Below are 20,116 nucleotides of genomic sequence, written 5' to 3'. Positions count from 1 at the left end.
GTCCCGCCGGGCCCGGCGGGCGTTGGGCACCGGGAGCGGCCGCGCGGCGTGCGGCGGCCAGGGTGGGGCGGTAGAGAGGGAGCTCGGTGGCTTCGGTACGGGCGGTTCGGACGGCGGTGCGTACGGTTTCGGCGCGGGCACAGGCGGCGGATCAGGTGCGCGGCGCGCACCTGCGCACCGGTGTGGTGCGGGCGGCGGCGATGCTGGCGGTGGCCGGACTGGGGCTGACGGGGTGCATGTCGGTCGGCCCGGCGGCGGAGGAGAAGCACGGCGGCGTCGCGCCGGTTGGCCAGGCCGGTCCGGCCGCCAAGCCGGGGGCGACGGCCGGCCCCTCGGCCACGGCGGGCGGCGGGCACCCCGGGGGTGCGTCCGGGCGCTCGGAGCGGCAGGGGGGCTTGCAGGCGGAGAGCGCGCCCGTCGGGGGCACGTCACAGGCGCCGGGGGAGCCCGCGCCGGTCGCGAACGCGGCCACGGCGGGCGTGATCCCCGTGCCGGGCGCCCCTGCGGCGGAGGGAGCGCCGGGTGTGAGCGGTGCGGCCGGGGGCGTGAGCGCCAGCCCCGCACCCAAGCCGGGCGGCGGCTCGTCGGCGGGCGGCGGAACGGCGGGCACGGGTGGCTCGGCCGGCTCCGGCACCGGCGGCACCGGGGAGGGCCGGTCCGGCGGCGGCACGTCGGGCGCCCCCTCGGCGTCGCCCAGCGGCCACGCGTCCACGACTCCCGAGCCCGATCACTCCTCGCCCGCCGTGACCGTCCCGCCGGTCCCGGAACCGTCCTCCGGCAGTTCGGGTTCCCCGACCCCGAGCCCCCACGCGGGCACGCATTAGGGGGATGGCCAGGGCGTTTGCCTCTGATCCCCAGGATCCTCTATGGTGGTAGATCGTTCGTTTGATTCATTTGTCTGGCGCCCTATTCCCAATCGGCGCCCTTGGCGCGTTCCGGCGATCCGTGGCTGACCGCATAGAGGCGGTTGTGAAACAGAACCCCGGACTTTGGCGCGTGCCACTTCCGGAAGGTTTTGCATGTCTCTCGTTGACGACGCCCGCTTCGCCATGCCCGCGAGCGAGTCCGCCGCCGATGTCACCACCACCCCCGAGTCCGACGCCGTCGAGGCTGTCGAGACCACCGCGACCGAGGCCGTCGAGATCGACGCCGCCGAGTCGGACGCCGTCGAGACCGACGCCGTCGAGTCCGCCGAGCCGACCATCACCTTCGCCGACCTGGGCCTGCACGACGACGTCGTGCGTGCCCTCGCCAAGCGCGGCGTGACCACCCCGTTCCCGATCCAGGCCGCGACCATCCCGGACGCCCTGGCCGGCAAGGACGTGCTCGGCCGCGGCCGCACCGGCTCCGGCAAGACCCTCAGCTTCGGTCTGCCGCTGCTCACCCGCCTCGCCGACGGCGAGCGCACCAAGCCCAAGCACCCGCGCGGCCTGATCCTCGTCCCGACCCGCGAGCTGGCCATGCAGGTCGCCGACGCGCTGGAGCCGTTCGGCTCGGTGCTCGGCCTCAAGCTCAAGGTCGTCTGCGGCGGCACCTCGATGTCGAACCAGATCTACGCGCTGGAGCGCGGCGTCGACGTCCTGGTCGCCACCCCCGGCCGTCTGCGCGACCTGCTGAACCGCGGCAGCGCCAAGCTGGACGACGTCCGCACCGTCGTGCTCGACGAGGCCGACCAGATGGCCGACATGGGCTTCCTGCCCGAGGTCACCGAGATCCTCGACCAGGTGCCGGCCGGCGGCCAGCGCCTGCTGTTCTCCGCCACCCTGGAGAACGAGATCGACACCCTGGTCAAGCGCTACCTGAAGAACCCGGTCACCCACGAGGTCGACCCGTCGGCCGGCGCCGTCACCACCATGACCCACCACATCCTCGTGGTGAAGCCCAAGGACAAGGCGCCGATCACCAACGCGATCGCCGCCCGCAAGGGCCGCACGATCATCTTCGTCCGCACCCAGATGGGCGCCGACCGCGTCGCCGAGCAGCTCCTCGAGGCCGGCGTGAAGGCCGACGCGCTGCACGGCGGCATGACCCAGGGCGCCCGCACCCGCGTCCTCGGTGACTTCAAGGACGGCTACGTCAACGTCGTCGTCGCCACCGACGTCGCCGCCCGCGGTATCCACGTCGACGGCATCGACCTGGTCCTCAACGTGGACCCGGCCGGCGACCACAAGGACTACCTGCACCGCTCCGGCCGCACCGCGCGTGCCGGCCGCTCCGGCGCCGTCGTCACCCTGGTGCTGCCGCACCAGCGCCGCGGTGTCTTCCGCCTCATGGAGGACGCGGGCGTCGACGCCAGCCGCCACATCCTGGACCACGCGTTCGACGCCGAGGTCGCCAAGATCACCGGCGCCCGCTCGCTGACCGAGGTGCAGGCCGAGAGCGCCGCGAACATCGCCGGTGCCGCCGAGCGCGAGCTCGCCGACATGACCCGCCAGCTGGAGCGCGCGCAGCGCCGCGCCACCGAGCTGCGCGAGGAGGCCGACCGCCTCGCCGCCCGTGCGGCGCGCGAGCGGGCCGAGCTGGGCATCGAGGACGAGGCCCCGGCCGCCGAGGGCGACGCCGTCGCCGAGGGCGCCCCGGCGGCCGACACCGCGGTCGCCGTGCCGGCGCAGTCCGGCCCGGTCGCCGAGGAGCGGACCCCGGCCTACCGCGAGGCCCGCAACGAGCGTCCGGCCTTCAACCGCGACCGTGACCGCGACGACCGTCGTTCGGGCGGTTTCAACCGTGACGACCGTGGCGACCGCGGTGGCCGTTCCGGTGGCTTCAACCGTGACGACCGCGGTGGCTTCGGCGGCCGTGACCGTGACGACCGTGGCGGCCGTTCGGGCGGCTTCAACCGTGACGACCGTGGCGACCGCGGTGGCCGTTCCGGTGGCTTCAACCGTGACGACCGCGGCGGCTTCGGCGGCCGTGACCGTGACGACCGTCGTTCGGGCGGTTTCAACCGTGACGACCGTGGCGACCGCGGCGGCTTCGGCGGCCGTGACCGTGACGACCGTCGTTCGGGCGGTTTCAACCGTGACGACCGTGGCGACCGCGGTGGCTTCGGCGGCCGTGACCGTGACGACCGCGGCGGCTTCAACCGGGACCGCGACGACCGCGGCGGCCGTTCCTTCGGCGACCGTCCGGCCCGCACCTTCGGCGACCGCCCGTCCTTCGGCCGTGACCGCGACGAGCGCGGCAGCAGCAGCCGCCCGTTCTCGCGCCGCGACGACCACCGCTCCGGTGGCCGTCCGCAGTCCGCGGGCTTCGGGGGCCGTGACCGCGACGACCGCGGCGCCCGCTCCGGCGGCTTCAACCGCGAGGACCGCGGCGGCTTCAACCGGGACGACCGCAAGCCCCGCTGGAAGAACTGAACCCGCACCGCCGGTAGGTGACGAGACCGCCGGCTGACGGACGAAGGGCCCGCTCCACTTGGAGCGGGCCCTTCGGCGTTCCCCCCGGAACTTCCCCGGCGTCCTCCTGGGTCCCCGATATCCCCCGATACCCCCCCTGGGACCCCCCGGACGTTTCCCCCGAGGCGTTGTTCTTGTAGTGAGAATAACCTGTGGCGCGGGCGGAGGGAAGTCCGTTAGCGTCGGGCGCATGAGCAGCAGACTGCACGGTGTGGCCGTGGTGAACGAGGAGATCGCGGCGCGGGGGAGCTACCGGGCCGCCAGGGGCGAACTCGTCGAGGTGGGAGAGCAGTTGGCGGCGGCCCGGGCGGGGACGGTGTCCTACGCCCCGGCCGCGCTGGACGCCCTCCTGCGGGCCGGCGACCCCGGCCCGGGGCCGGGCCGCGGGGCGGTCGAGGTGACGGCCGAGGGCAGCGTCCAGGCCGCGCGGCGCCTGGTCGAGGCCGGCGCGGGACCGGTCGGGGTGCTCAACTTCGCGTCCGCGCGCAACCCCGGCGGAGGCTACCTGCGCGGCGCCCGCGCCCAGGAGGAGGACCTCTGCCGCAGCGCGCTCCTCTACACCTGCCTGCTGGAGGCGCCCGACTACTACGAGGCGCACCGCGCCTCCAGCGACCTCCGGTACAGCCATCGGGTGATCGTCTCGCCCGGCGTGCCGGTCGTCCGGGGCGAGCACGGCGACCTCCTCGCCCGGCCCTACCCCGTCACGTTCCTGACCTCGCCCGCGCCCAACGCGGGCCAGCTGGCCCGGCGTTCGTCCGGCGTCGACGTCCGCCGCGTGCTCGCCGAGCGGGCCGTGCGGGTGCTCGCGGCGGCGGCCCGGCACGAGGTCCGCGCGCTGGTGCTGGGGGCGTGGGGCTGCGGCGTGTTCGGCAACGACCCGGCGGAGGTCGCCGAGGCCTTCGAGGGCGCGCTGGCCCGGTACGGGGCCGCCTTCGAGCGCGTCGTGTTCGCGGTGTGGGACCGCTCGCCGGTGTCGGTGAACCGGGCCGCGTTCGAGGCCCGGTTCACCGGCTGATCCCGTCCGCGGGCTCCGCCGGCTGATTCCGTCCTGCGGGGTCCGCCGGGGGCTCAGGCCTCGGCGCGGCCGGACAGTGCCGTGGCCACGGTCGAGGCGGCGGCGACCACCCCGGTGACGGCGAACACCGACGGCCACGCGCCGATCCGCTTCGCCAGCGGGTGCGAGCCGCCGAAGGCCGCCACGTACAGTCCGGTCAGCACGGCCGCCGTCCGCGCGCCCGAATGGCGGTTCCACTGCGCGGCCGCCCCGGCACCTGCCACCGCCAGCACGGCGCCGCCCAGTTCGCGCCGGCCGGTCCAGCGGGCCACGCCGTAGCCGCCGATCAGGCCGCTCGCGGCGGTCAGGGCGGCGGGCGCGCCGTCCGCGATCACGTTCGGGACCTTCGCCATCGTCGACTCCGCTCGTCCGTTCGGGGATGCCTTCCGGCTTCCGACCATAACCCCACGCGCCCCGGGGCCTCGCAGCCGCCGACCCGTGCCCTGGGGGCCTTAACGGAACGCCTCCGCGGAGCTCTGCGCGGGCGCCGTCCGGGACAGCCGCTCGGCGGCCTCCGCCGGGGACAGCACTCGCTCCAGCCGCAGGTCGCCCGGGAGGTCCGGGATGAACCGGCCGGCCGACCACGTCCGCTCGTACGGCTGCGGCTCCAGCACCAGCGTGCGTACGCCGTCCAGGAGCGGGATGTCGGCGGGCGTGCCCTCGTTCCAGAGCCACGAGCCGTCCGGCGCCACCAGGTTGAACGCGCCGGCCGCGATCAGGCGGCGGCCCTCCGGGTGCGCGGTGCGGCACAGCGCCACGACCTCCGGGTCCTGCCGGACGCCCGGCAGGTGGCCGCCGCCGATCAGCACGTCGGCGAGGAGAGTGTGCAGCTGGAAGGTGTCGCTCAGGCCGTCCATGCGGAGCAGGTAGCCGGTGCCGGTCGGGCGGTCCAGCACCAGCAGCGGTTCGTCGTCGAGCACCTGGGCCAGGTACGCGAGGCCCTTGAGGTCGTGCCGCTCGCCGCCGTACCGGGCGATCAGCTCCAGCAGCACGGCGGTCACGCCCGAGGCGCGCGCCTCGGCCCGCACCGGCGCGTGCGCGAGCACCGCCCACGCGGCCTGCTGCCACAGCTCCAGCGTCCACCAGCCGACGACGGCCAGGTGCGCCTGCCAGGCGTCCAGGACGGCCGGATCCGCGATCCGCTCGTGGGCCTCGCCCGGGTCGTCGTCCTCCGGATCGGGCAGCGGTCCGCCGCCGGTCGCCTCCCAGCGCTCCACCAGCCGCTGCGCGCCCGTCAACGCGCCCCGCAGACCGGCCAGCACCGGGCCGGCGCAGGCCGACGGGTCCGCGCCCCGCTCGACGCACGCACCCACGATCATCGCGAGGTGCGAGCGCGGGAACGGCGGCGCGTCCGGCAGCAGCGCCGCCAGCCGGGGTCCGGCCGCCGCCACCTCCTGCGGGCCGGCCGGGCCGAAGAGGCTGCCGACGAGGCCGAGCGCCGGCCCGAACCGCTCCTCTTCCTCCGCCGCGACCACCGCCTCCAGGACGGCCACCGCCTCGGTGAACGCAAGTTGCTGATGGGGTGTGGGGGTGTGCTGGGAAGCCATTCGCCGCAGCATAGGCGGCTGGCCGGGCGGAGGGCAGCGCGGGGTGGTGCGCGGGGTCGCCCGGAGCGCTTCGGCGGAACCCGCGGCGCGGTGCAAGTCCCGTGACGCATACTCACGCGGTGACTGCGCCCCATCCGATACGCACCCCCGCCGCCGGCACCGAGGCGGAACCCGCCCTGAAAGTCGCCCCGCTCGAACTCTTCCTCGACCTCGTCTTCGTCTTCACGATCACCCAGCTCACCGGCAGCCTGGCCCACCACCTCACCGCCGACGGCCTCGTCCAGGTGCTCGTCATGCTGGCGGTCATCTGGTGGATGTACGACGCCTTCATCTGGCTCACCAACGCGATGCCGCCCAGCAACCACCCCCGGCGCGGCCTCCTCATGCTCGCCATGGGCGCGTTCCTGGTGATGTCGCTGTCCGTCCCGCACGCCTTCGAGGGCAGCGGCGTCGCGTTCGGCTGGGCGTACCTGGTCGTCGTCGCCGTACACACCGGCATGTTCGCGGCCTCCGGCGTCGTGCTGGCCTCCGTGCTGCGGATGGGCGGGGCCAACCTGGTCGGCGGCGCGCTGGTCGTGACCGGCGGCTACTGCACGGGCACCCTCCAACTCGTTTTCTGGGCTGCGGCCTTCGCCATGCAGTTCGTGACCCCGCGGGTCGCCCGGCTGCCCGAGTTCCGGCTCCGCGCCGACCACTTCGTCGAACGCCACGGCCTGATCGTCATCATCGCCTTCGGCGAGTCCGTCATCGCGATCGGCGTCGGCGCCGGGGGCCTTGACCTCACCCTGCCCCTCGTCGCCGTCGCGCTGCTCAGCCTCACCGTCTGCGTCGGGCTCTGGTGGGCCTACTTCGGGCACGACGACGACGCGCGCGCCGAGCACCACATGGCCACCCTCACGTCCGCGCGCCGCAACTGGACCGCCGTCACCGTCTACTACCTCGGGCACGGCGGACTCCTGCTCGGCATCCTGCTGTTCGCCGCCGGGGTCAAGTCCGCCGTCGCCCACCCCGGCGCCCCGATCACCCTCCCGCAGGCCGGCGCCCTCGCCGGCGGCATCGCGCTCTACCTCGTGGTGAACACCGCCATCCGCCGCACCTTCGGCCTCACCCCCAACGCGCCCCGGCTCGTCGCGGCGGCACTCCTGCTCGCCACCGTCCGGCTCGGCACCACCGTCTCCGCCCTCGCCCAGGTCGCGGCCACCGCCACCGTCCTCGCCGCCGCCTTCACCTACGAGGCCCGTCGGTCCCCGGTGGCAGACTTCCCCCGTGACTGACACCGCGATCACGGACGGTACCTACCTGATCCGCAACGCCGCCGACGGCCTGCTCCTCGAAGTCGCCGACGGCAGCCGCCGCAGCGGAGCCCGCGTCCGCTGCGGCGCGGCCACCGGCACCGACGCCCAGCTCTGGCACCTCACCGCCGTCCACCCCGGCGGCGCCCTCTACCACCTGGAGAACGCCAACAGCGGCAAGCGCCTCGACGTCACCAACGCCTCCCCCGACGACGGCGTCCCCATCCAGCAGTGGTCCGCCAACGCCTTCGGCGCCCAGGAATGGCTCCTCGAACACCACGACGACGCCCCGGGCACCTACACCATCACGAGCTTCATCGGCGGCAAGCCCCTGACCGCCACCGAGACCGGCGTGGAGCAGCGCGAGGACGCCGACTCCCCGACCCAGTGGTGGCACCTGGAACGCCGGGGGTAGGTCGGCGGGGCTTCGCCCGTCGGCTCGGGTCAGGCGGAGAGGTTGGTGCGGAGGGCGGTGAGGTCGGCGGCGGTGATGCCGTGGGGGGCGAGGTAGGCCGCGATGGAGCCGTGGTGGGTTTCGATCCAGGTGAGGGAGGAGGCGAGGAGGGCGGCGGACACCGGGCGGGAGACGCGTTCGGTGCCGGTCTCGTCGACGTACGGGGTGGGGCCGTCGAGGAGGCCGAGGCCGGTGTTGGAGCGCAGGAAGTCCTCGGTGATCTCGGCCTCGGAGGCGCCGAGGAGGGACTGGACGACCGCGATGGTGAGGCCGGTGCGGTCCTTGCCGACGGCGCAGTGGATGACGGCCGGGACGGCTTCCGGGGCGGCCAGGCGGCGGACGGCCGCGGCGATCGACGGGGCGCCGGTGCGGGCCATGAAGGGATAGAGCGCGGCCTGGTCCTCGGGCCACGGGTGCTCGTCGTCCTCGCGGTCGGCGGGGAGGGTCGGCACGTGGAGGGTCTGGTGGTCGAGGCCGTGCCGCAGGTCGGGCCAGACCTCCAGCTCGAACGCGCTGCGCAGGTCGATCACGGTGCGCAGGCCGAGGGCCTTGAGGCGCCGGGCGCCCTCCTCGGTGAGGGTGTGGAGGGAGCCGGAGCGGTAGAGCACGCCGCGGCGGAGGGCGCCGATGCCCCCGGCGTCGCGGAAGTTGCGCACGCCGGGGATGTCGATGAAGGCGTCGATGGCGTCGGTCATGGCACCACGGTACGGGTGCGGGCGGTGGCGGCGGAAGGAAACCGGAAGAGGCCTTTCGGTGCCTTCCGGCCGCTGCGCGCGAGCCCGGTCAGCGGCCGCCGGCGACGTCCAGGAACGCGCCGGTCATGTACGAGGAGGCCGGGGAGAGCAGGAAGAGGATCGCCTCCGCGACCTCCTCCGGCTGCCCGCCGCGCCCCATCGGCAGGTGGGGCCCGACCCGGTCGACGCGGCCCGGCTCGCCGCCCAGGGCGTGGATGTCGGTGTGGATCAGGCCGGGGCGGACGGCGTTGACGCGGATGCCCTCGGCGGCGACCTCCAGCGAGAGGCCGCGGGTCATCGAGTCGACGGCGCCCTTGGCGGCCGCGTAGTCGACGTACTCGTTCGGCGAGCCGAGCCGGGAGGCGGCCGACGAGACGTTGACGATGGCCCCGCCGCGCCCGCCGTGCCGGGTGGACATCCGGCGGACGGCCTGCGCCGCGCACAGGAACGGGCCGGTGATGTTGGCCGCCCAGATCCGGTTCAGCCGGTCCTCGTCGAGGTCCTCGAGCCGGCACTGCCGCTCCAGCGTGCCCGCGTTGTTCACCAGGCCGGTGAGCGGTCCGAGTTCGCCGTCCACGGTGGCGAACAGCCGCTCCACCTCGGCGGTGCGGGTGACGTCCGCCCGGACGGCGGCGGCGGTGCCGCCCTCGGCCCGGATCGCGGCCACGACGGCGTCCGCGGAGGCCTCGTCGGAGCGGTAGTTGACGCACACGTGGTGGCCGCGACGGGCGGCGAGCAGGGCGGTGGCGGCGCCGATGCCGCGGCCCGCGCCGGTGACGAGCAGGACCTCGGGAGGAGTGGTCGACATGTCCGTACGCTACCCGGTGGCCCGGCCGGCGGTGCCCGCCATCGCCCGCAGGGCCGCGATCTTCGGTGCGCGGCTCTTCGGCGAGTCGAGGCTGAACCCGCGCGCGTCGCCGAGCTCGTCGCGGACGAAGGCCTCGGTGCGGGCCACCGCTTCGCGCAGCGCGTCGTCCGGCGGCACGAAGGACTGGAGGACGATCTCCGCGCGGTCGGTGTCGTACTCCCACAGCCCGACGATCCGGCCCCGGTCGAGCACCACGTGGGTCTGCGGGTCGGCCTCGCTGCCGAACGACCGTCCGGCCCGGCCGGCGGGCAGTGGGCGCGCGGCGTCGGCGGGGTCGAGCAGCCGGGAGAGGTCGCGGTGCAGGAGGTGGATGCCGTCGATGCCCGCGAGCAGCGTGTAGTGCGGCTCGTCCGGGGCCGTGAACTCGGCGTATGCATCGAGTAGTTCGGGTGGCATGAGGAACTCCGAACCGGGCGCGAGCGGCACCAGTCCGGCCTCGGTGACGGCCCGGCGGGCGGTGGCCGCGGTGAAGCCGGAGAACCAGCGGAAGTGCCGCAGGGTGGCCGGGGCGGCCCAGGCGAAGTAGCGGCGGGCGAGGTCGACGGCGCCCCCGGCCACCGGCTGGTCCCAGCCCACGTAACCGTAACGCTGCTGGTCCAGACGGCCGTTGACGGGCACCCGGCGGATCCGGCCGCGCGACTGCATCAGCCCGAGCGCGAGCGGCAGCGTCGTCGACACGCCGCGCTTCTTCCCCGCCTCCCCGAGCGGACGGACCGCATCGCCGACCGCCTCCCGGATCGACGTCGGGTCCAGCGGCTCCGCCTCCGACAGCACGCGCTCGATGGCCAGGCAGAGCTTCTCCACCTCGTCCCGACCGACCCCCAAGTGCTTCTCGGCGGCGACCAGTTCGGCGACCGGCCCACCGGCGCCGGCGGCCAGCCCGAGCGCGAAGTCGGCGGCCGGCAGGACGTACGTGCAGCCGCGCGCCGCCGGCAGCTCGTGCACCTCCAGCCGTGCCACGGCCGCGTCCACCGCCGCCCGGCGCAGCCCGGCCCGCGCGAACAGCCCCAGGTACGGCGCCGCGCCGCCCACCGACCGCGCCCACCCGGTGGCGGCCAGCACCTCGGCGGCGGGCGCGCCGGGGCGCGGGCGGTCCAGCCACTGGCGGTGCGACCACCAGGCGCGCAGCTTCGCGGTGTCGGCGTCCGCGTGGGCTTCGGTGGGGGTCTCCGGTCCGTGCTCCATGGGGCCAGTATCGGCCGCCGGACCGGCTCCGAGCAGGAAATCGGTCGCCCGGCGCGGCCCTGCTCGGGGAGGATGCGGTCAAGTGCCGCGCACCATCGCTGCGCACCATCGCCGCGGCTGTCCGAGCTGTTCGAGCTGTTCGAGAGGGGAACCCGCATGCCCGCAGCACCCGGAACCGTCCTCCTCGCCGGCATCGTCGGCTCGACCGCGTACGGCTTCGCCCACGCCGGCTCCGACATCGACCGGCTCGGCCTGTTCGCCACCCCCACCGAGGAGTTGCACGGTCTGCACCGCCCGGCCGAGTCCCACGTGACCACCCGGCCGGACGCCACCCTGCACGAGGCCGCCAAGTGGTGCCGCCTCGCGCTCTCCTGCAACCCCACCGCGTCCGAACTCGTCTGGCTGCCCGACGACCTGTACGACACGCGCACCCCGCTCGGCGACGAACTCATCGGCATCCGGAGCTCGTTCCTCAGCGCGCCGGCCGTCCGGAGGGCCTACCTCGGCTACGCGGACCAGCAGTTGCGCAAGCTGTCGACTCGCGACACCGCGGACGCCACCTCGCGGCGCCGCGCCGCCAAGCACGCCCGCCACCTGGCGCGGCTCGTCGAACAGGCCGTCCGCCTGCACGAGACCGGCACCAACCTCGTCCGCCTGCCCGACCCCGAACGCATCCGCGACCTCGGCGAACGCATCGCCGACGACCCGGCCGCCGCCCGTCCGCTCCTCGCCGCCGCCGCCGACCGCCTCGACCACCCTGGCGTCCTCCCCGCCGCCCCCGACCCGCGTCCCGCCGAGGCCTGGCTCCGCCGCGTCCGTGCCGCCCACTACACCCCACCGTCGGCATCCCCGGCTCCGGCGCGTCCCCCCAATCCACTGGCGGACCCCTGGTGCCCACCGGGTAGGATCGCGGTGGCCCTCCCCACACGGGACGGGGCTGCGGGCCACTAGCTCAATTGGCAGAGCTGCGGACTTTTAATCCGTAGGTTCAGGGTTCGAGCCCCTGGTGGCCCACAAAGGACGGGGTGACCACATGTCGTTCGCAGGGCGGGGCCAAGCAGCGGCGACGAACTGGACGGCCATGTGCGGGCGTGGTGAGGCCTCGGCCTCGGCTCGGGTGATCACGGCGTGGTCGGTGAACGAGGTGTTCGGCGCGGCGGTGTCGGAGAGGTCGGCTCCTAGCAGGTCAAAGTCGATGGTGTCGCGTGCCCAACCGTTCGCTGCCGTGATCCAGGCTGAGTCTGGTGGTGTCCTCCTGGTCGAGCGGCAGGCTCTTCGCGAACCACAGGGCGCGGTTGCGCAGGGTCGCCCGGCCGGGCCTTCGGTGTCCTCCGGTGGGCGGCCGGTCAGCTCAGTGAGGACCTGGGTGGGGGACAGCTTGCGGTCGTGGGCCGAGCGCAGGAAGTCCAGCCACGCGGGGGCGGCACGGTAGCGTCCCTCGGGGGCGACGTCGACGGGCTCGACGCTCGCGGCGTCCTCGATGCCGGAGGCCCAGAGGTGCGGCGGACAGCGTGGCCGTCGACGATCGGTACGTGCGGCACGTCTCCGTCCGTTGTCCGGCGGTAGCCGATGCGTCCGAAGCTCTTCCACCCCATTCGGTGATCGGTTCACGTTGCCCCCGTCAGGTGAGGGCCGGGGTCGGGAGGGAGGTGGCGGCGGTCAGGTAGGTGTGGGTGTCGGGGAGGGTTTCCAGCAGGGTCCGCTGGTGGCGCTTGATGCGGGTGAAGGCGTCGTCGGCGGTGCGGATCGCGTGCGGGTGGTGGGCGAGGGACGGGGGCGGGGTGGCGGTGTGCGGGGTGAGGGCGGTGAGGAGGGCGCGCAGCGGCAGCTCGTCGGCGGTTGGGGCGAGGCCGGCGGCGTGGGCGTCGAGGACCCGGCGCAGGTGGTCGGGGGCGGGGACGGGCGGTGCGTAGGGGGAGGTGAGGCGGCGGAGCCGGGCGAGGTCGAGGGCGCGCTCGTGCAGGGCGGCGGCGGTGGCGTCGAAGCGGGCGGCCGGGGTGGTGCGGCCGTCGCGGGAGGGGAAGTCGCGCACCAGCTGGTCGAGCAGGGCGAGGGTGTCGGCGTGGTCCTCGTCGAGGGGGTCGGCGCTGGCGGCGGCGGTGCCGAGGGCCAGGCAGTTCCCGACCCAGCTGCGCCGCAGCCGTCCGGCGGGGGCGGCGGTGTGGGTGACGACGGCGCCGGGCGGTGCGCCGAGGATCCGTTCGGCCTCGGCGGCGTCGGTGCACCCGCTCGCGTAGGCGAGGCCGGTGGTGCGGCGGTCGAGGAGGGGGCGTTGCCAGGTGTGGCCCTCGGGCCGGGTGGTGACGGTGGTGTAGGGCGCGACGCCGTGGTGGGCGCTGTCGTGGGGGAGGGTAACGGTGGCGAGTGCGTCGGGGAGGAGGCCGTCGTCGGCGGGCCGGAACGGTTCGCCGAGGACGCCGGTGAGCAGGCGGGCGGCGCGGCCGGTGCAGTCGAGGAAGAGGTCGGCCTCCTCGCGGCCGCGGGTAGTGTGCAGCGCCGTGACCAGGCCCGCCGGGTCGCGTTCGGCGCCGAGGACCTCCGCGCTGTGCAGCCGTACGCCGCAGGTCCGGACGGCGGTGCGGCGCAGGAAGTGGGTGAGCATCGCGGTGTCGGCGTGCCAGCCGTGGGGGAAGGCGGTGCGGCCGTCGAGCCAGCGCGGTGACTTCCGGGCGTCGAGCAGCGGCGGGGTGACGAAGCACGCGTGGTCGACGGGTTCCAGGGTGTGGCCGCTGGTGCGGCGCAGCTGCCAGAAGTCGGTGAGCGGGAAGCCCTCGCAGCTGGGGGCGGCGCCGGGGTTGGGCAGGTAGACCGGCTCGGGGCGCCAGCCCCGGTAGCGGGTGGCCGCGTTGAAGGAGGCGCAGCAGGCGCGCAGCCAGGCGCTCTCCGGGGTGCCGAGCCGGTCGAGCAGGTCGCGCCGGAAGGTGGGCGCGAGCGCGGTGACCTGGGCGGTGGGGCGCTCGGCGGTCTCGACGACCGTCACGCGGACGGTGTCCCGCAGGGCGGAGGCCAGCCGGGCCGCGGCGATCCAGGCGGTGAGCGTGCCGCCCACGATGACGATGCGGTCGACGGGGGCGGGCGTGCGGGCGTCGAGGGTCATGGCCGGATCCTTCAACGACCTTGTGTGGCAGGCCCATAGGGGATCTGTACGGGCGGTGCAAGGCGGAGCGGAGGGCGGGTACAGGCGCCGGTTCCAGTCTGTTGGTGCGGGGCCGGCGACGGCCCGACGCCACCGACGGAACCGAAACGAGGGAACGATGTTCGAGGAACTGAAGGTCGAGCACCCGCTGGACGTCCTGTCCGAGATCGAGCGCACCGCGGCCCTGGACCAGGACGTGCTGCTGCAGGACGGGGGCACGCCGTGGGCCGAGCTGCTGGCGGACTACGTCGACGCGCTGAGCGAGCTGGCCGTGCGGGGCACCGCGGAGAACGGGTACATCGCGACCTTCGGGCTGGACGAGGGCCACGCCGGTGGGTGCGGGTGAGGGCGGAGCGGCGGGCGGCCTGAGGGAGAGGGCCTCAGGCCGCCAGGACGGCGGAGCGCCCGAGCAGGCCGACGAGGGCCGGCATCCGGTAGCGGGCCGGGCGGTCGGCGCCGGAGCCGGGCTCCAGGAGCCGGGCGTCGCAGAGCCGCTCCAGGACGTCCTCGGCGTCGTCGAGGGGCAGGTCGAGCAGGGCCGCCGCGTCGGCCGCGGTGAGGGCGGCGAGGCCGGCGGCGGCCAGGACGGCCAGGGCGCGCGCGGCCGGGGCGTCGAGTGCGGCCAGGGCGGGGCGCAGCGCGGTGGTGATGTCCAGGCTGCCGATGCGCAGTTCGCCGAGCCGGCGCTCGGCGGGGGCCAGCCGGTCGGCGAGCCGGGCCGGGCGCCAGTGCGGGCGGTCGGCCAGGCGGGCGGCGGCGATCCGCAGGGCGAGCGGGAGGCGGTCGCAGTACTCGGCGATCCGGGCGGTGGACTCCGGGTCGGCGGCGAGGCGTTCGGGGCCGGCGACGGAGGCGAGCAGTCGGGCGGCCTCGGCGGGGCTCATCGGGCCGAGCCGCACGAGTCGGGCGCCCTCCAGGGCGGCGAGGGCCGGGCGCAGGCCGGTGACCAGGGTGCGGGTGGCGCCGCCGCCGGGCAGCAGCGGGCGGACCTGGGCGTCGTCGGCGGCGTTGTCGAGCACGACGAGCATGCGGCGGCCGGCCAGCAGGGTGCGGTACCGGTGGGCGCGTTCGTCGAGGCCGTCGGGGATGTGGGCGGGCGCGGTGCCGAGGGCGCGCAGGAACCAGCCGAGGACCTGCCGGGGGCTGCGCGGGGTGCCGTCGGTCTCGCGCAGGTCGGCGTGGAGCTGGCCGTCGGGGAAGGCGTCGCGGGCGCGTTCGGCGGCGTACAGGGCGAGGGCGGACTTGCCGGTGCCGGGGGCACCGGTGACGGTGACGTCCCTCCCGTCCTGCAACGCGTCGAGGACGAACCGGAGTTCGCTCTCGCGGCCGGTGAAGTCGCGCGGCGCGGCGGGGAGCAGCGCGGGGCGGGCGGCGGGCTCTTCGGCACAGGAGACGGCGGGCTCCTCGGCGGCCGCGGCCGGGGCGACGGTGACGGCCGTCCGCTCGGGCGCGGCCGGTCCCGCCAGGGTGCCGGTGAGGATCTCCTGGTGCAGGGCGCGCAGCTCGGGGCCGGGGTCGATGCCGAGTTCCTCGGCGAGCAGCCGCCGCGCCTGCTCGTACTGCGCGAGGGCGTCCGCCTGCCGTCCGGCCCGGAACAGCGCGGTCATCAGCTGCGCGCGGGCCCGCTCCCGGACGGGGTGCGCGGTGACGTGCCGGGTGAGCGCGGGCAGCAGCTCGTCGTGCCGGCCGAGCGCCAGGGCGGCTTCGGCGTGCAGTTCGACGGCGGCGAGGTGGGCCTCGGCCAGCCGGGGGCCCTCGGCGGCGGCCAGGTGCTCGGTGACGTCGCCGAGGGCCGGCCCGCGCCACAGCGCGAGCGCGTCGGCGAGGCGGCGTTCGGCCTCGGCGTGGCGGGCGGCCCGGAGGTCGGCCCGGCCGGCGTCGGCGAGTTCGCGGAAGCGGTCCCAGTCGACGGTGGTGCCGGCGGTGTCCATCCGGTAGCCGGCGCCGTGGCGGTGCAGGCCGTGGCCGGCGCCGAGCCGGGTGCGCAGCCGGGAGACGTAGGTGTAGAGCTGGTTGGTGCTGGTCGCGGGCGGCTCCCAGCCCCACAGCAGGGTGGTGAGCCGCTCGTCGGGCACGAGGCGGCCGCCCGCGAGCAGCAGGGCGGCCAGCGCGGTGCGCTGCTTGGCGCCGTCGAGCTCGACCGCGCGGCCGTCGACGGCGGCCGACACCGGCCCGAGAAGCGTGAAGTCCATGCCGGCCCCCGACCGTCCAGGGCCCGCGAACGCCCGCGGGCCGACCTGGGCGAAACGCTATTGACCTGCGGTTATATCCCGCTGTCGGGCCGCTCTCGGATCGATTTCGGCGGATCGAAAGCGCTTTGAAAGCGCCCCAAAACGCGGTCTCCGTAGCGTTCACGGCGTACCGCAGGACACCGGGTCAGGCGGACGAACGAGAGGTCCTGGAGGCCACCGTGAACAGCGCTCTTCTCTCCGCCCGCAAGACCGCTCACACCGCGGTGGTCGCCCCGCTCGGCAGGCTCGCCGCGAGCGCGGCCGTGCTCCTCGTCGCGGTCGGCGGGGTGGCGGCGGGCCAGGGCACCGCGGTCGCGGCGGACTCCTCGAACGCCACGAACGCCTCGGTCCGGGCCGCCGCTGCCAGCACCCACCCGGTCGGCTCCACCCTGAAGAAGGACGACCCGTGGACCTGATCCCGCGAGGAACGCTCCCCGTCAGGGCTGCACGAGGCCGAACAGCCGCCCCGAGTCGACCGGTCCGCCGTCCGCGATCGCCACCATGAGCCCGTCGACCCGCTCCGACCAGCCGCCCGCGCCGACCTCCGCGAAGAGGCCCGACGCGGTCCGCAGCATCGCCACCGCGCCGTCGCGGTCCCCGCGCAGCGCCTGCACGCAGCCCAGCACCGCGCCCGCCCTGGCCTGGAGGAACGTGTCCGGCACCGCCTCCGCGGCCTGGAGCGCGCTGCGCAGCACCGGCTCCGCCTCCTCGCCCCGGCCCTGGCACCACAGGGCCTCGCCCAGCGCCCGCAGCACGTGCGTCTCCCCGCGCCGGTCGCCGCTGCCGAGCACCAGCTCCAGCGCGCGCCGGCAGGCCTCCTCGGCCCGCACCCCGTCGCCCGCGCGGATCAGCGCCTCCGCCAGCCGGACGGTGCTCTGCGCCTCGCCCCGCACGGTGCCCAGCCCCCTGCTGCGCGCCACCGCCTCCGACGACAGCACCAGGCTCGCCTGCGCGTCCCCGCGCTCCAGTTCGATCTGCGCCAGCAGGCCCAGCACATGGGCCTCGGCGTAGCGGTCGCCGCCCCTGCGGAAGATCTCCAGGGAGCGCCGGCCGGTCTCCACGGCCCGGTCCAGGTCGCCGCGCTGGCGTTCGCACAGCGCCAGGTTGCGCAGGACCAGGGCGCGGCCCTGGTCCTGGCCCTGCTCCTCGAACAGGCGCAGGGCCAGGCCGAGCCGCCGGTAGGCGCTGTCGTGCTCGTACTGGACGATCTCCAGGGTGCCGAGCGAGTGCAGCATCGCCGCCTCGGCGAGGGCGTCACCGGTGCGGCGGGCGGTGGCGAGCGCGGCCTCGGCGCCCTCGCGCCAGTCCTCCAGGTAGTTGCGGTTCTGGTAGAGGGTGACGGTGGTCATCACCAGGTCCCAGGCGTAGCCGGACTCGTCGTCGCGGGCGGCCTGCTGGATCAGCCCGTTGATCGCGCCGCGCTCGGCCTCGAACCACTCCATCGGGTCCTCGACCAGGTCGTCGGTGAGGTGGCGGGGCAGCGGATGCAGCGGGGCGGTGCCCGGTACCACGGTGAAGTCGCCCCCGTAGACCCGGCGGTGGGCCTCCTTGGCCAGCCCCAGCCACACCGCGCAGGCCCGCCGCAGGGCCTGCCTCAGGTCACCTTCTCCGTCCTCGGCAAGCGCGCACTCGCGAGCGAAGAGCCGGAGGAGGTCCTGGAAGCGGTAGCGGACGTGGCCCGCGCTGGCGCTGAGCGGCTCCAGCAGCTGGGCGTCGACGAGCTGTTCGATGAGGTCCTCGGCGTCGACCGGGTCGATGTCGAGCACGGCGGCGCCGGCCCAGGCGGAGAACTCGGTGACGTTGAGCGAGCCGAGCAGCCGGAACATCCGGGCCGCGCCGGCAGGCAGGTCGCGGTAGCTGAGCCGGAAGCCGGCCCGCACCCCGCGGGCGTCCAGGCTGAGTTCGTCCAGCCGCCGGTGCTGGTCCTCCAGCCGGGCGACGAGGGTGCGCACCGTCCAGTGCGGCTTGGCGGCCAGGCGGGCCGCGGCGATCCGCAGCGCGAGCGGCAGCCGGTCGCACAGTTCGCTGAGCCGGGCCGCGCCGGCCGGGTCGGCGGCGAAGCGCTCGGGGCCGGCCACCCGGGACAGCAGTGCGACGGCCTCGTCCTCGCCGAGCGAGGCCAGGTGCAGCGGGACGAACGCGTAGTCGCCGGCGAGCCGGCTGCTCAGGCTGTCGCGGCTGGTGACGAGCACGCAGCAGTTCGACCCTCCGGGCAGCAGCGGGCGGATCTGTTCGAAGGAGCGCGCGTTGTCGAGCACGATCAGTACCCGCCGGTCGTACAGGACGCTGCGCAACAGCGCGGTGCGCTCGGTCGGGTCGGCCGGGACCTGCGGCCCGGGCACGCCCAGGGCGCGCAGGAAGCGGTCGAGGACGGCGGCCGGGCGGCGCGGCTCCTCCTCCTCGTCGTAGCCGCGCAGGTCGGCGAAGAGCTGGCCGTCCGGGAAGCGCGCGGCGACCTGGTGGGACCAGTGGACGGCGAGCGCGGTCTTGCCGACGCCGCCGGTGCCGATGATCGAGCCGACCGGCAGCGACGCGCCGCCCTGGTGCTCCAGCAGCCGGTCCAGCGCGGCGAGTTCCTGGTGGCGGCCGGTGAACGCGGCGGGCACCGGCGGCAGGTGGGCTGGTACGGCCAGGGCCGGCGCCGCCGCGGGGGCAGTCGGCAGGGTGAGCTTGGGGGCGTCGTTGAGGATGTCCTCGTGCAGCTCCTGGAGCGTCGGCCCGGGGTCGATGCCGAGCTCGTCGGCGAGCAGCCGGGCGCCGTCGCGGTAGGCCTCCAGGGCCTCGGCGCGTCGGCCGGCACGGTAGTGGGCGAGCATCAGGTGGGCGAGGGACTGCTCGCGCAGCGGGTGTTCGCGGACGAACGCGGTGAGGTCGCCGATGAGTTCGCGGTGCTCGCCGAGGTCCAGGCGCAGCGCGGTGAGCTGCTCGTGGACGTCCAGGCGCAGCTCGGCCAGCCGGGCGGCCTCGGCCTCGACGGCGTCGGCGGTGATGCCGGCCAGGGCGGGGCCGCGCCACATCGCGAGGGCGTCCTCGTAGTGGGCGCGGGCCTCCTCGGGGCGCCCGCGCCGGGCGGCCTCCCGGCCCTCGGCGGCGCGCTCCTCGAACTCGACGGCGTCGATGCGGTGTTCGCCGGGGTGCAGCAGGTAGCCGGGGTGGCTGGTGACGATCAGGTCGTCGATGCCGATGGCGGTCTTGAGGGTCTTGCGCAGGCCGGAGACGCAGATGGCGATCTGGTTGCGGGCGGTGGCGGGCGGGCTGCCGTTCCAGACCGCGTCGGCCAGGGTGTCGACGGAGACCACCCGGCCGGGCGCGAGGAGCAGCATGGACATCACGGTGCGCTGGCGGGCGCCCTGGAGGGCGACCGGCCGTCCGTCGGCGCTGATGTCCAGCGGCCCCAGGATCCGGAACACCACCTGAAGCACGGCTGCCCTCCTCGACTCGGCCGCCGCCACATCCGGAATGGCCCCGACCTCTTCACTCTGAGTTACAGGTCGTCGGAGCGGGGCCGCAACGCGGACGGCAGCAAGCTGCCAGCGACGCTAGTGCCGTGCGGCCCAGGAGGCGGGCGGGATCACCTCGCCCGCCTCCCAGCGGGCGGCCGGGGCCCGGTCGTCGGCGGTGTCCCGCGCGCTCGCGCGGGCGCTCAGCAGGACGGCGATCGCGGCGAGTTCCTCCGGGGTGGGGCTGCCGCCGATGACCCGGAACAGGGCGGGCCCGAGCGGGCCTTCGAGCGCGGACGCGCTCTCGCCGGGCATGACGCTCTCTCCTCTGCTCACTCCTCTGCTCACTCCTTCGCCTACACCGGGGGGTTGCCGTGCTTGCGGGCCGGTCCGACGGCGTGCTTGGTCCGCAGCATGGCGAGGGCGTGGATCAGGGTGGCGCGGGTCCCGGCGGGATCGATCACGTCGTCGATGAGGCCGCGCTCGGCCGCGTAGTACGGGTGCATCAGCTCGGTCTTGTACTCCTTGACGAGCTGTTGACGCATCGTCGCCGGATCCTCGGCCTCGGCGATCTGGCGGCGGAAGACGACGTTGGCCGCCCCCTCCGCGCCCATGACGGCGATCTCGTTCGAGGGCCACGCGTAGGTGAGGTCGGCGCCGATGGACTGGGAGTCCATGACGATGTAGGCGCCGCCGTACGCCTTGCGCAGGATGAGCGAGATGCGCGGGACGGTGGCGTTGCAGTAGGCGTAGAGCAGCTTGGCGCCGTGCCGGATGATG

General features: G+C 75.2%; 18 protein-coding genes and 1 tRNA gene. 8 read left to right on the top strand and 11 right to left on the bottom strand.

Annotation, left to right across the window (positions count from 1 at the left end; translation table 11 throughout):
• Window positions 1-151 precede the first annotated feature (151 nt).
• Window positions 152-712 (bottom strand): hypothetical protein, encoded by a 561-nt coding sequence (locus PUR71_RS22565; protein ID WP_329928893.1) that lies wholly within the window; start codon window positions 710-712, stop codon window positions 152-154.
• A 307-nt stretch (window positions 713-1,019) separates the two neighbouring features.
• Between PUR71_RS22565 and PUR71_RS22560 the strand changes: the two genes are divergently transcribed.
• Window positions 1,020-3,356, top strand: coding sequence for a DEAD/DEAH box helicase (locus PUR71_RS22560; RefSeq protein ID WP_329928892.1), 2,337 nt, complete (start codon window positions 1,020-1,022; stop codon window positions 3,354-3,356).
• Between the two features lie 229 nt (window positions 3,357-3,585).
• On the top strand, window positions 3,586-4,410 hold the full coding sequence (locus tag PUR71_RS22555) for a TIGR02452 family protein (RefSeq protein ID WP_329928891.1): 825 nt from the start codon (window positions 3,586-3,588) through the stop codon (window positions 4,408-4,410).
• 53 nt (window positions 4,411-4,463) lie between these two features.
• On the opposite strand, the gene PUR71_RS22550 is transcribed toward PUR71_RS22555, so the two are convergent.
• Both PUR71_RS22550 and PUR71_RS22545 read right to left on the bottom strand, forming a co-directional pair.
• Entirely contained in the window at window positions 4,464-4,802 is a 339-nt protein-coding gene (locus tag PUR71_RS22550; protein WP_329928890.1) for a hypothetical protein, read from the bottom strand.
• Between the two features lie 99 nt (window positions 4,803-4,901).
• Window positions 4,902-5,996, bottom strand: coding sequence for a hypothetical protein (locus PUR71_RS22545; protein ID WP_329928889.1), 1,095 nt, complete (start codon window positions 5,994-5,996; stop codon window positions 4,902-4,904).
• 119 nt (window positions 5,997-6,115) lie between these two features.
• Here PUR71_RS22545 and PUR71_RS22540 point away from each other — a divergent pair, with 119 nt between their 5' ends.
• Together PUR71_RS22540 and PUR71_RS22535 are read left to right on the top strand one after the other, a co-directional pair.
• A complete protein-coding gene (locus PUR71_RS22540) occupies window positions 6,116-7,270 on the top strand; it encodes a low temperature requirement protein A (RefSeq protein WP_329928888.1) in 1,155 nt (384 codons plus the stop codon).
• Window positions 7,263-7,703 (top strand): RICIN domain-containing protein, encoded by a 441-nt coding sequence (locus PUR71_RS22535; protein WP_329928887.1) that lies wholly within the window; start codon window positions 7,263-7,265, stop codon window positions 7,701-7,703. Before PUR71_RS22540 ends, PUR71_RS22535 begins: the two co-directional genes overlap by 8 nt.
• Before the next feature lie 29 nt (window positions 7,704-7,732).
• Here the strand turns inward: PUR71_RS22535 and PUR71_RS22530 are convergent, their stop codons facing one another.
• From PUR71_RS22530 to PUR71_RS22520, 3 genes are all read right to left on the bottom strand, one after another.
• On the bottom strand, window positions 7,733-8,437 hold the full coding sequence (locus tag PUR71_RS22530) for a tyrosine-protein phosphatase (RefSeq protein WP_329928886.1): 705 nt from the start codon (window positions 8,435-8,437) through the stop codon (window positions 7,733-7,735).
• Between the two features lie 88 nt (window positions 8,438-8,525).
• Window positions 8,526-9,284: an SDR family oxidoreductase gene (locus tag PUR71_RS22525; protein ID WP_329928885.1), complete on the bottom strand. Its 759-nt coding sequence runs from the start codon at window positions 9,282-9,284 to the stop codon at window positions 8,526-8,528.
• Window positions 9,285-9,293: 9 nt separating this feature from the next.
• Entirely contained in the window at window positions 9,294-10,529 is a 1,236-nt protein-coding gene (locus PUR71_RS22520; protein ID WP_329928884.1) for a DNA glycosylase AlkZ-like family protein, read from the bottom strand.
• A gap of 156 nt (window positions 10,530-10,685) precedes the next feature.
• Here PUR71_RS22520 and PUR71_RS22515 point away from each other — a divergent pair, with 156 nt between their 5' ends.
• On the top strand, window positions 10,686-11,480 hold the full coding sequence (locus PUR71_RS22515) for a nucleotidyltransferase domain-containing protein (RefSeq protein WP_329928883.1): 795 nt from the start codon (window positions 10,686-10,688) through the stop codon (window positions 11,478-11,480).
• Window positions 11,471-11,543, top strand: a tRNA-Lys gene (locus PUR71_RS22510). The genes PUR71_RS22515 and PUR71_RS22510 overlap by 10 nt, the downstream gene beginning before the upstream one ends.
• Window positions 11,544-12,150: 607 nt before the next feature.
• Here PUR71_RS22510 and PUR71_RS22505 read toward each other — a convergent pair.
• Window positions 12,151-13,626, bottom strand: coding sequence for an FAD-dependent oxidoreductase (locus PUR71_RS22505; RefSeq protein ID WP_329928882.1), 1,476 nt, complete (start codon window positions 13,624-13,626; stop codon window positions 12,151-12,153).
• A 157-nt stretch (window positions 13,627-13,783) separates the two neighbouring features.
• Between PUR71_RS22505 and PUR71_RS22500 the strand changes: the two genes are divergently transcribed.
• Window positions 13,784-14,011, top strand: coding sequence for a DUF6269 family protein (locus PUR71_RS22500; protein ID WP_329928881.1), 228 nt, complete (start codon window positions 13,784-13,786; stop codon window positions 14,009-14,011).
• Window positions 14,012-14,045: 34 nt separating this feature from the next.
• On the opposite strand, the gene PUR71_RS22495 is transcribed toward PUR71_RS22500, so the two are convergent.
• Window positions 14,046-15,857 carry an AfsR/SARP family transcriptional regulator gene (locus PUR71_RS22495; RefSeq protein ID WP_329928880.1) on the bottom strand — a complete coding sequence of 604 codons (1,812 nt, stop codon included), beginning with the start codon at window positions 15,855-15,857 and terminating at the stop codon, window positions 14,046-14,048.
• 218 nt (window positions 15,858-16,075) lie between these two features.
• Between PUR71_RS22495 and PUR71_RS22490 the strand changes: the two genes are divergently transcribed.
• A complete protein-coding gene (locus tag PUR71_RS22490) occupies window positions 16,076-16,312 on the top strand; it encodes a hypothetical protein (protein ID WP_329928879.1) in 237 nt (78 codons plus the stop codon).
• A gap of 21 nt (window positions 16,313-16,333) precedes the next feature.
• Here PUR71_RS22490 and PUR71_RS22485 read toward each other — a convergent pair whose 3' ends face one another.
• The 3 genes from PUR71_RS22485 to PUR71_RS22475 form a co-directional block, all read right to left on the bottom strand.
• Entirely contained in the window at window positions 16,334-19,318 is a 2,985-nt protein-coding gene (locus PUR71_RS22485; protein WP_329928878.1) for an AfsR/SARP family transcriptional regulator, read from the bottom strand.
• 117 nt (window positions 19,319-19,435) lie between these two features.
• The gene (locus tag PUR71_RS22480) at window positions 19,436-19,672 is read right to left on the bottom strand and encodes an acyl-CoA carboxylase subunit epsilon (protein ID WP_329928877.1); all 237 of its coding nucleotides are present in this window, start codon (window positions 19,670-19,672) and stop codon (window positions 19,436-19,438) included.
• A 20-nt stretch (window positions 19,673-19,692) separates the two neighbouring features.
• Window positions 19,693-20,116: carboxyl transferase domain-containing protein (locus PUR71_RS22475; protein WP_329928876.1), on the bottom strand; the 424-nt coding region annotated here is incomplete at its 5' end.

Source organism: Streptomyces sp. SP17BM10 (genome assembly GCF_036322405.1).
Classification (GTDB): Bacteria; Actinomycetota; Actinomycetes; order Streptomycetales; family Streptomycetaceae; genus Kitasatospora.
Note: the sequence above shows the minus strand (reverse complement) of the source record. Positions and strands in the feature narration are given on the sequence as shown.

What these genes read in the sequence shown, in the direction of transcription:
- PUR71_RS22560 (WP_329928892.1), top strand. Translation starts at nt 1,020, where the DNA reads ATGTCTCTCGTTGACGACGCCCGCTTCGCCATGCCCGCGAGCGAGTCC.
- PUR71_RS22555 (WP_329928891.1), top strand. Translation starts at nt 3,586, where the DNA reads ATGAGCAGCAGACTGCACGGTGTGGCCGTGGTGAACGAGGAGATCGCG.
- PUR71_RS22520 (WP_329928884.1), bottom strand. Translation starts at nt 10,529, where the DNA reads ATGGAGCACGGACCGGAGACCCCCACCGAAGCCCACGCGGACGCCGAC.
- PUR71_RS22545 (WP_329928889.1), bottom strand. Translation starts at nt 5,996, where the DNA reads ATGGCTTCCCAGCACACCCCCACACCCCATCAGCAACTTGCGTTCACC.
- PUR71_RS22495 (WP_329928880.1), bottom strand. Translation starts at nt 15,857, where the DNA reads ATGGACTTCACGCTTCTCGGGCCGGTGTCGGCCGCCGTCGACGGCCGC.
- PUR71_RS22505 (WP_329928882.1), bottom strand. Translation starts at nt 13,626, where the DNA reads ATGACCCTCGACGCCCGCACGCCCGCCCCCGTCGACCGCATCGTCATC.
- PUR71_RS22530 (WP_329928886.1), bottom strand. Translation starts at nt 8,437, where the DNA reads ATGACCGACGCCATCGACGCCTTCATCGACATCCCCGGCGTGCGCAAC.
- PUR71_RS22515 (WP_329928883.1), top strand. Translation starts at nt 10,686, where the DNA reads ATGCCCGCAGCACCCGGAACCGTCCTCCTCGCCGGCATCGTCGGCTCG.
- PUR71_RS22550 (WP_329928890.1), bottom strand. Translation starts at nt 4,802, where the DNA reads ATGGCGAAGGTCCCGAACGTGATCGCGGACGGCGCGCCCGCCGCCCTG.
- PUR71_RS22500 (WP_329928881.1), top strand. Translation starts at nt 13,784, where the DNA reads ATGTTCGAGGAACTGAAGGTCGAGCACCCGCTGGACGTCCTGTCCGAG.
- PUR71_RS22525 (WP_329928885.1), bottom strand. Translation starts at nt 9,284, where the DNA reads ATGTCGACCACTCCTCCCGAGGTCCTGCTCGTCACCGGCGCGGGCCGC.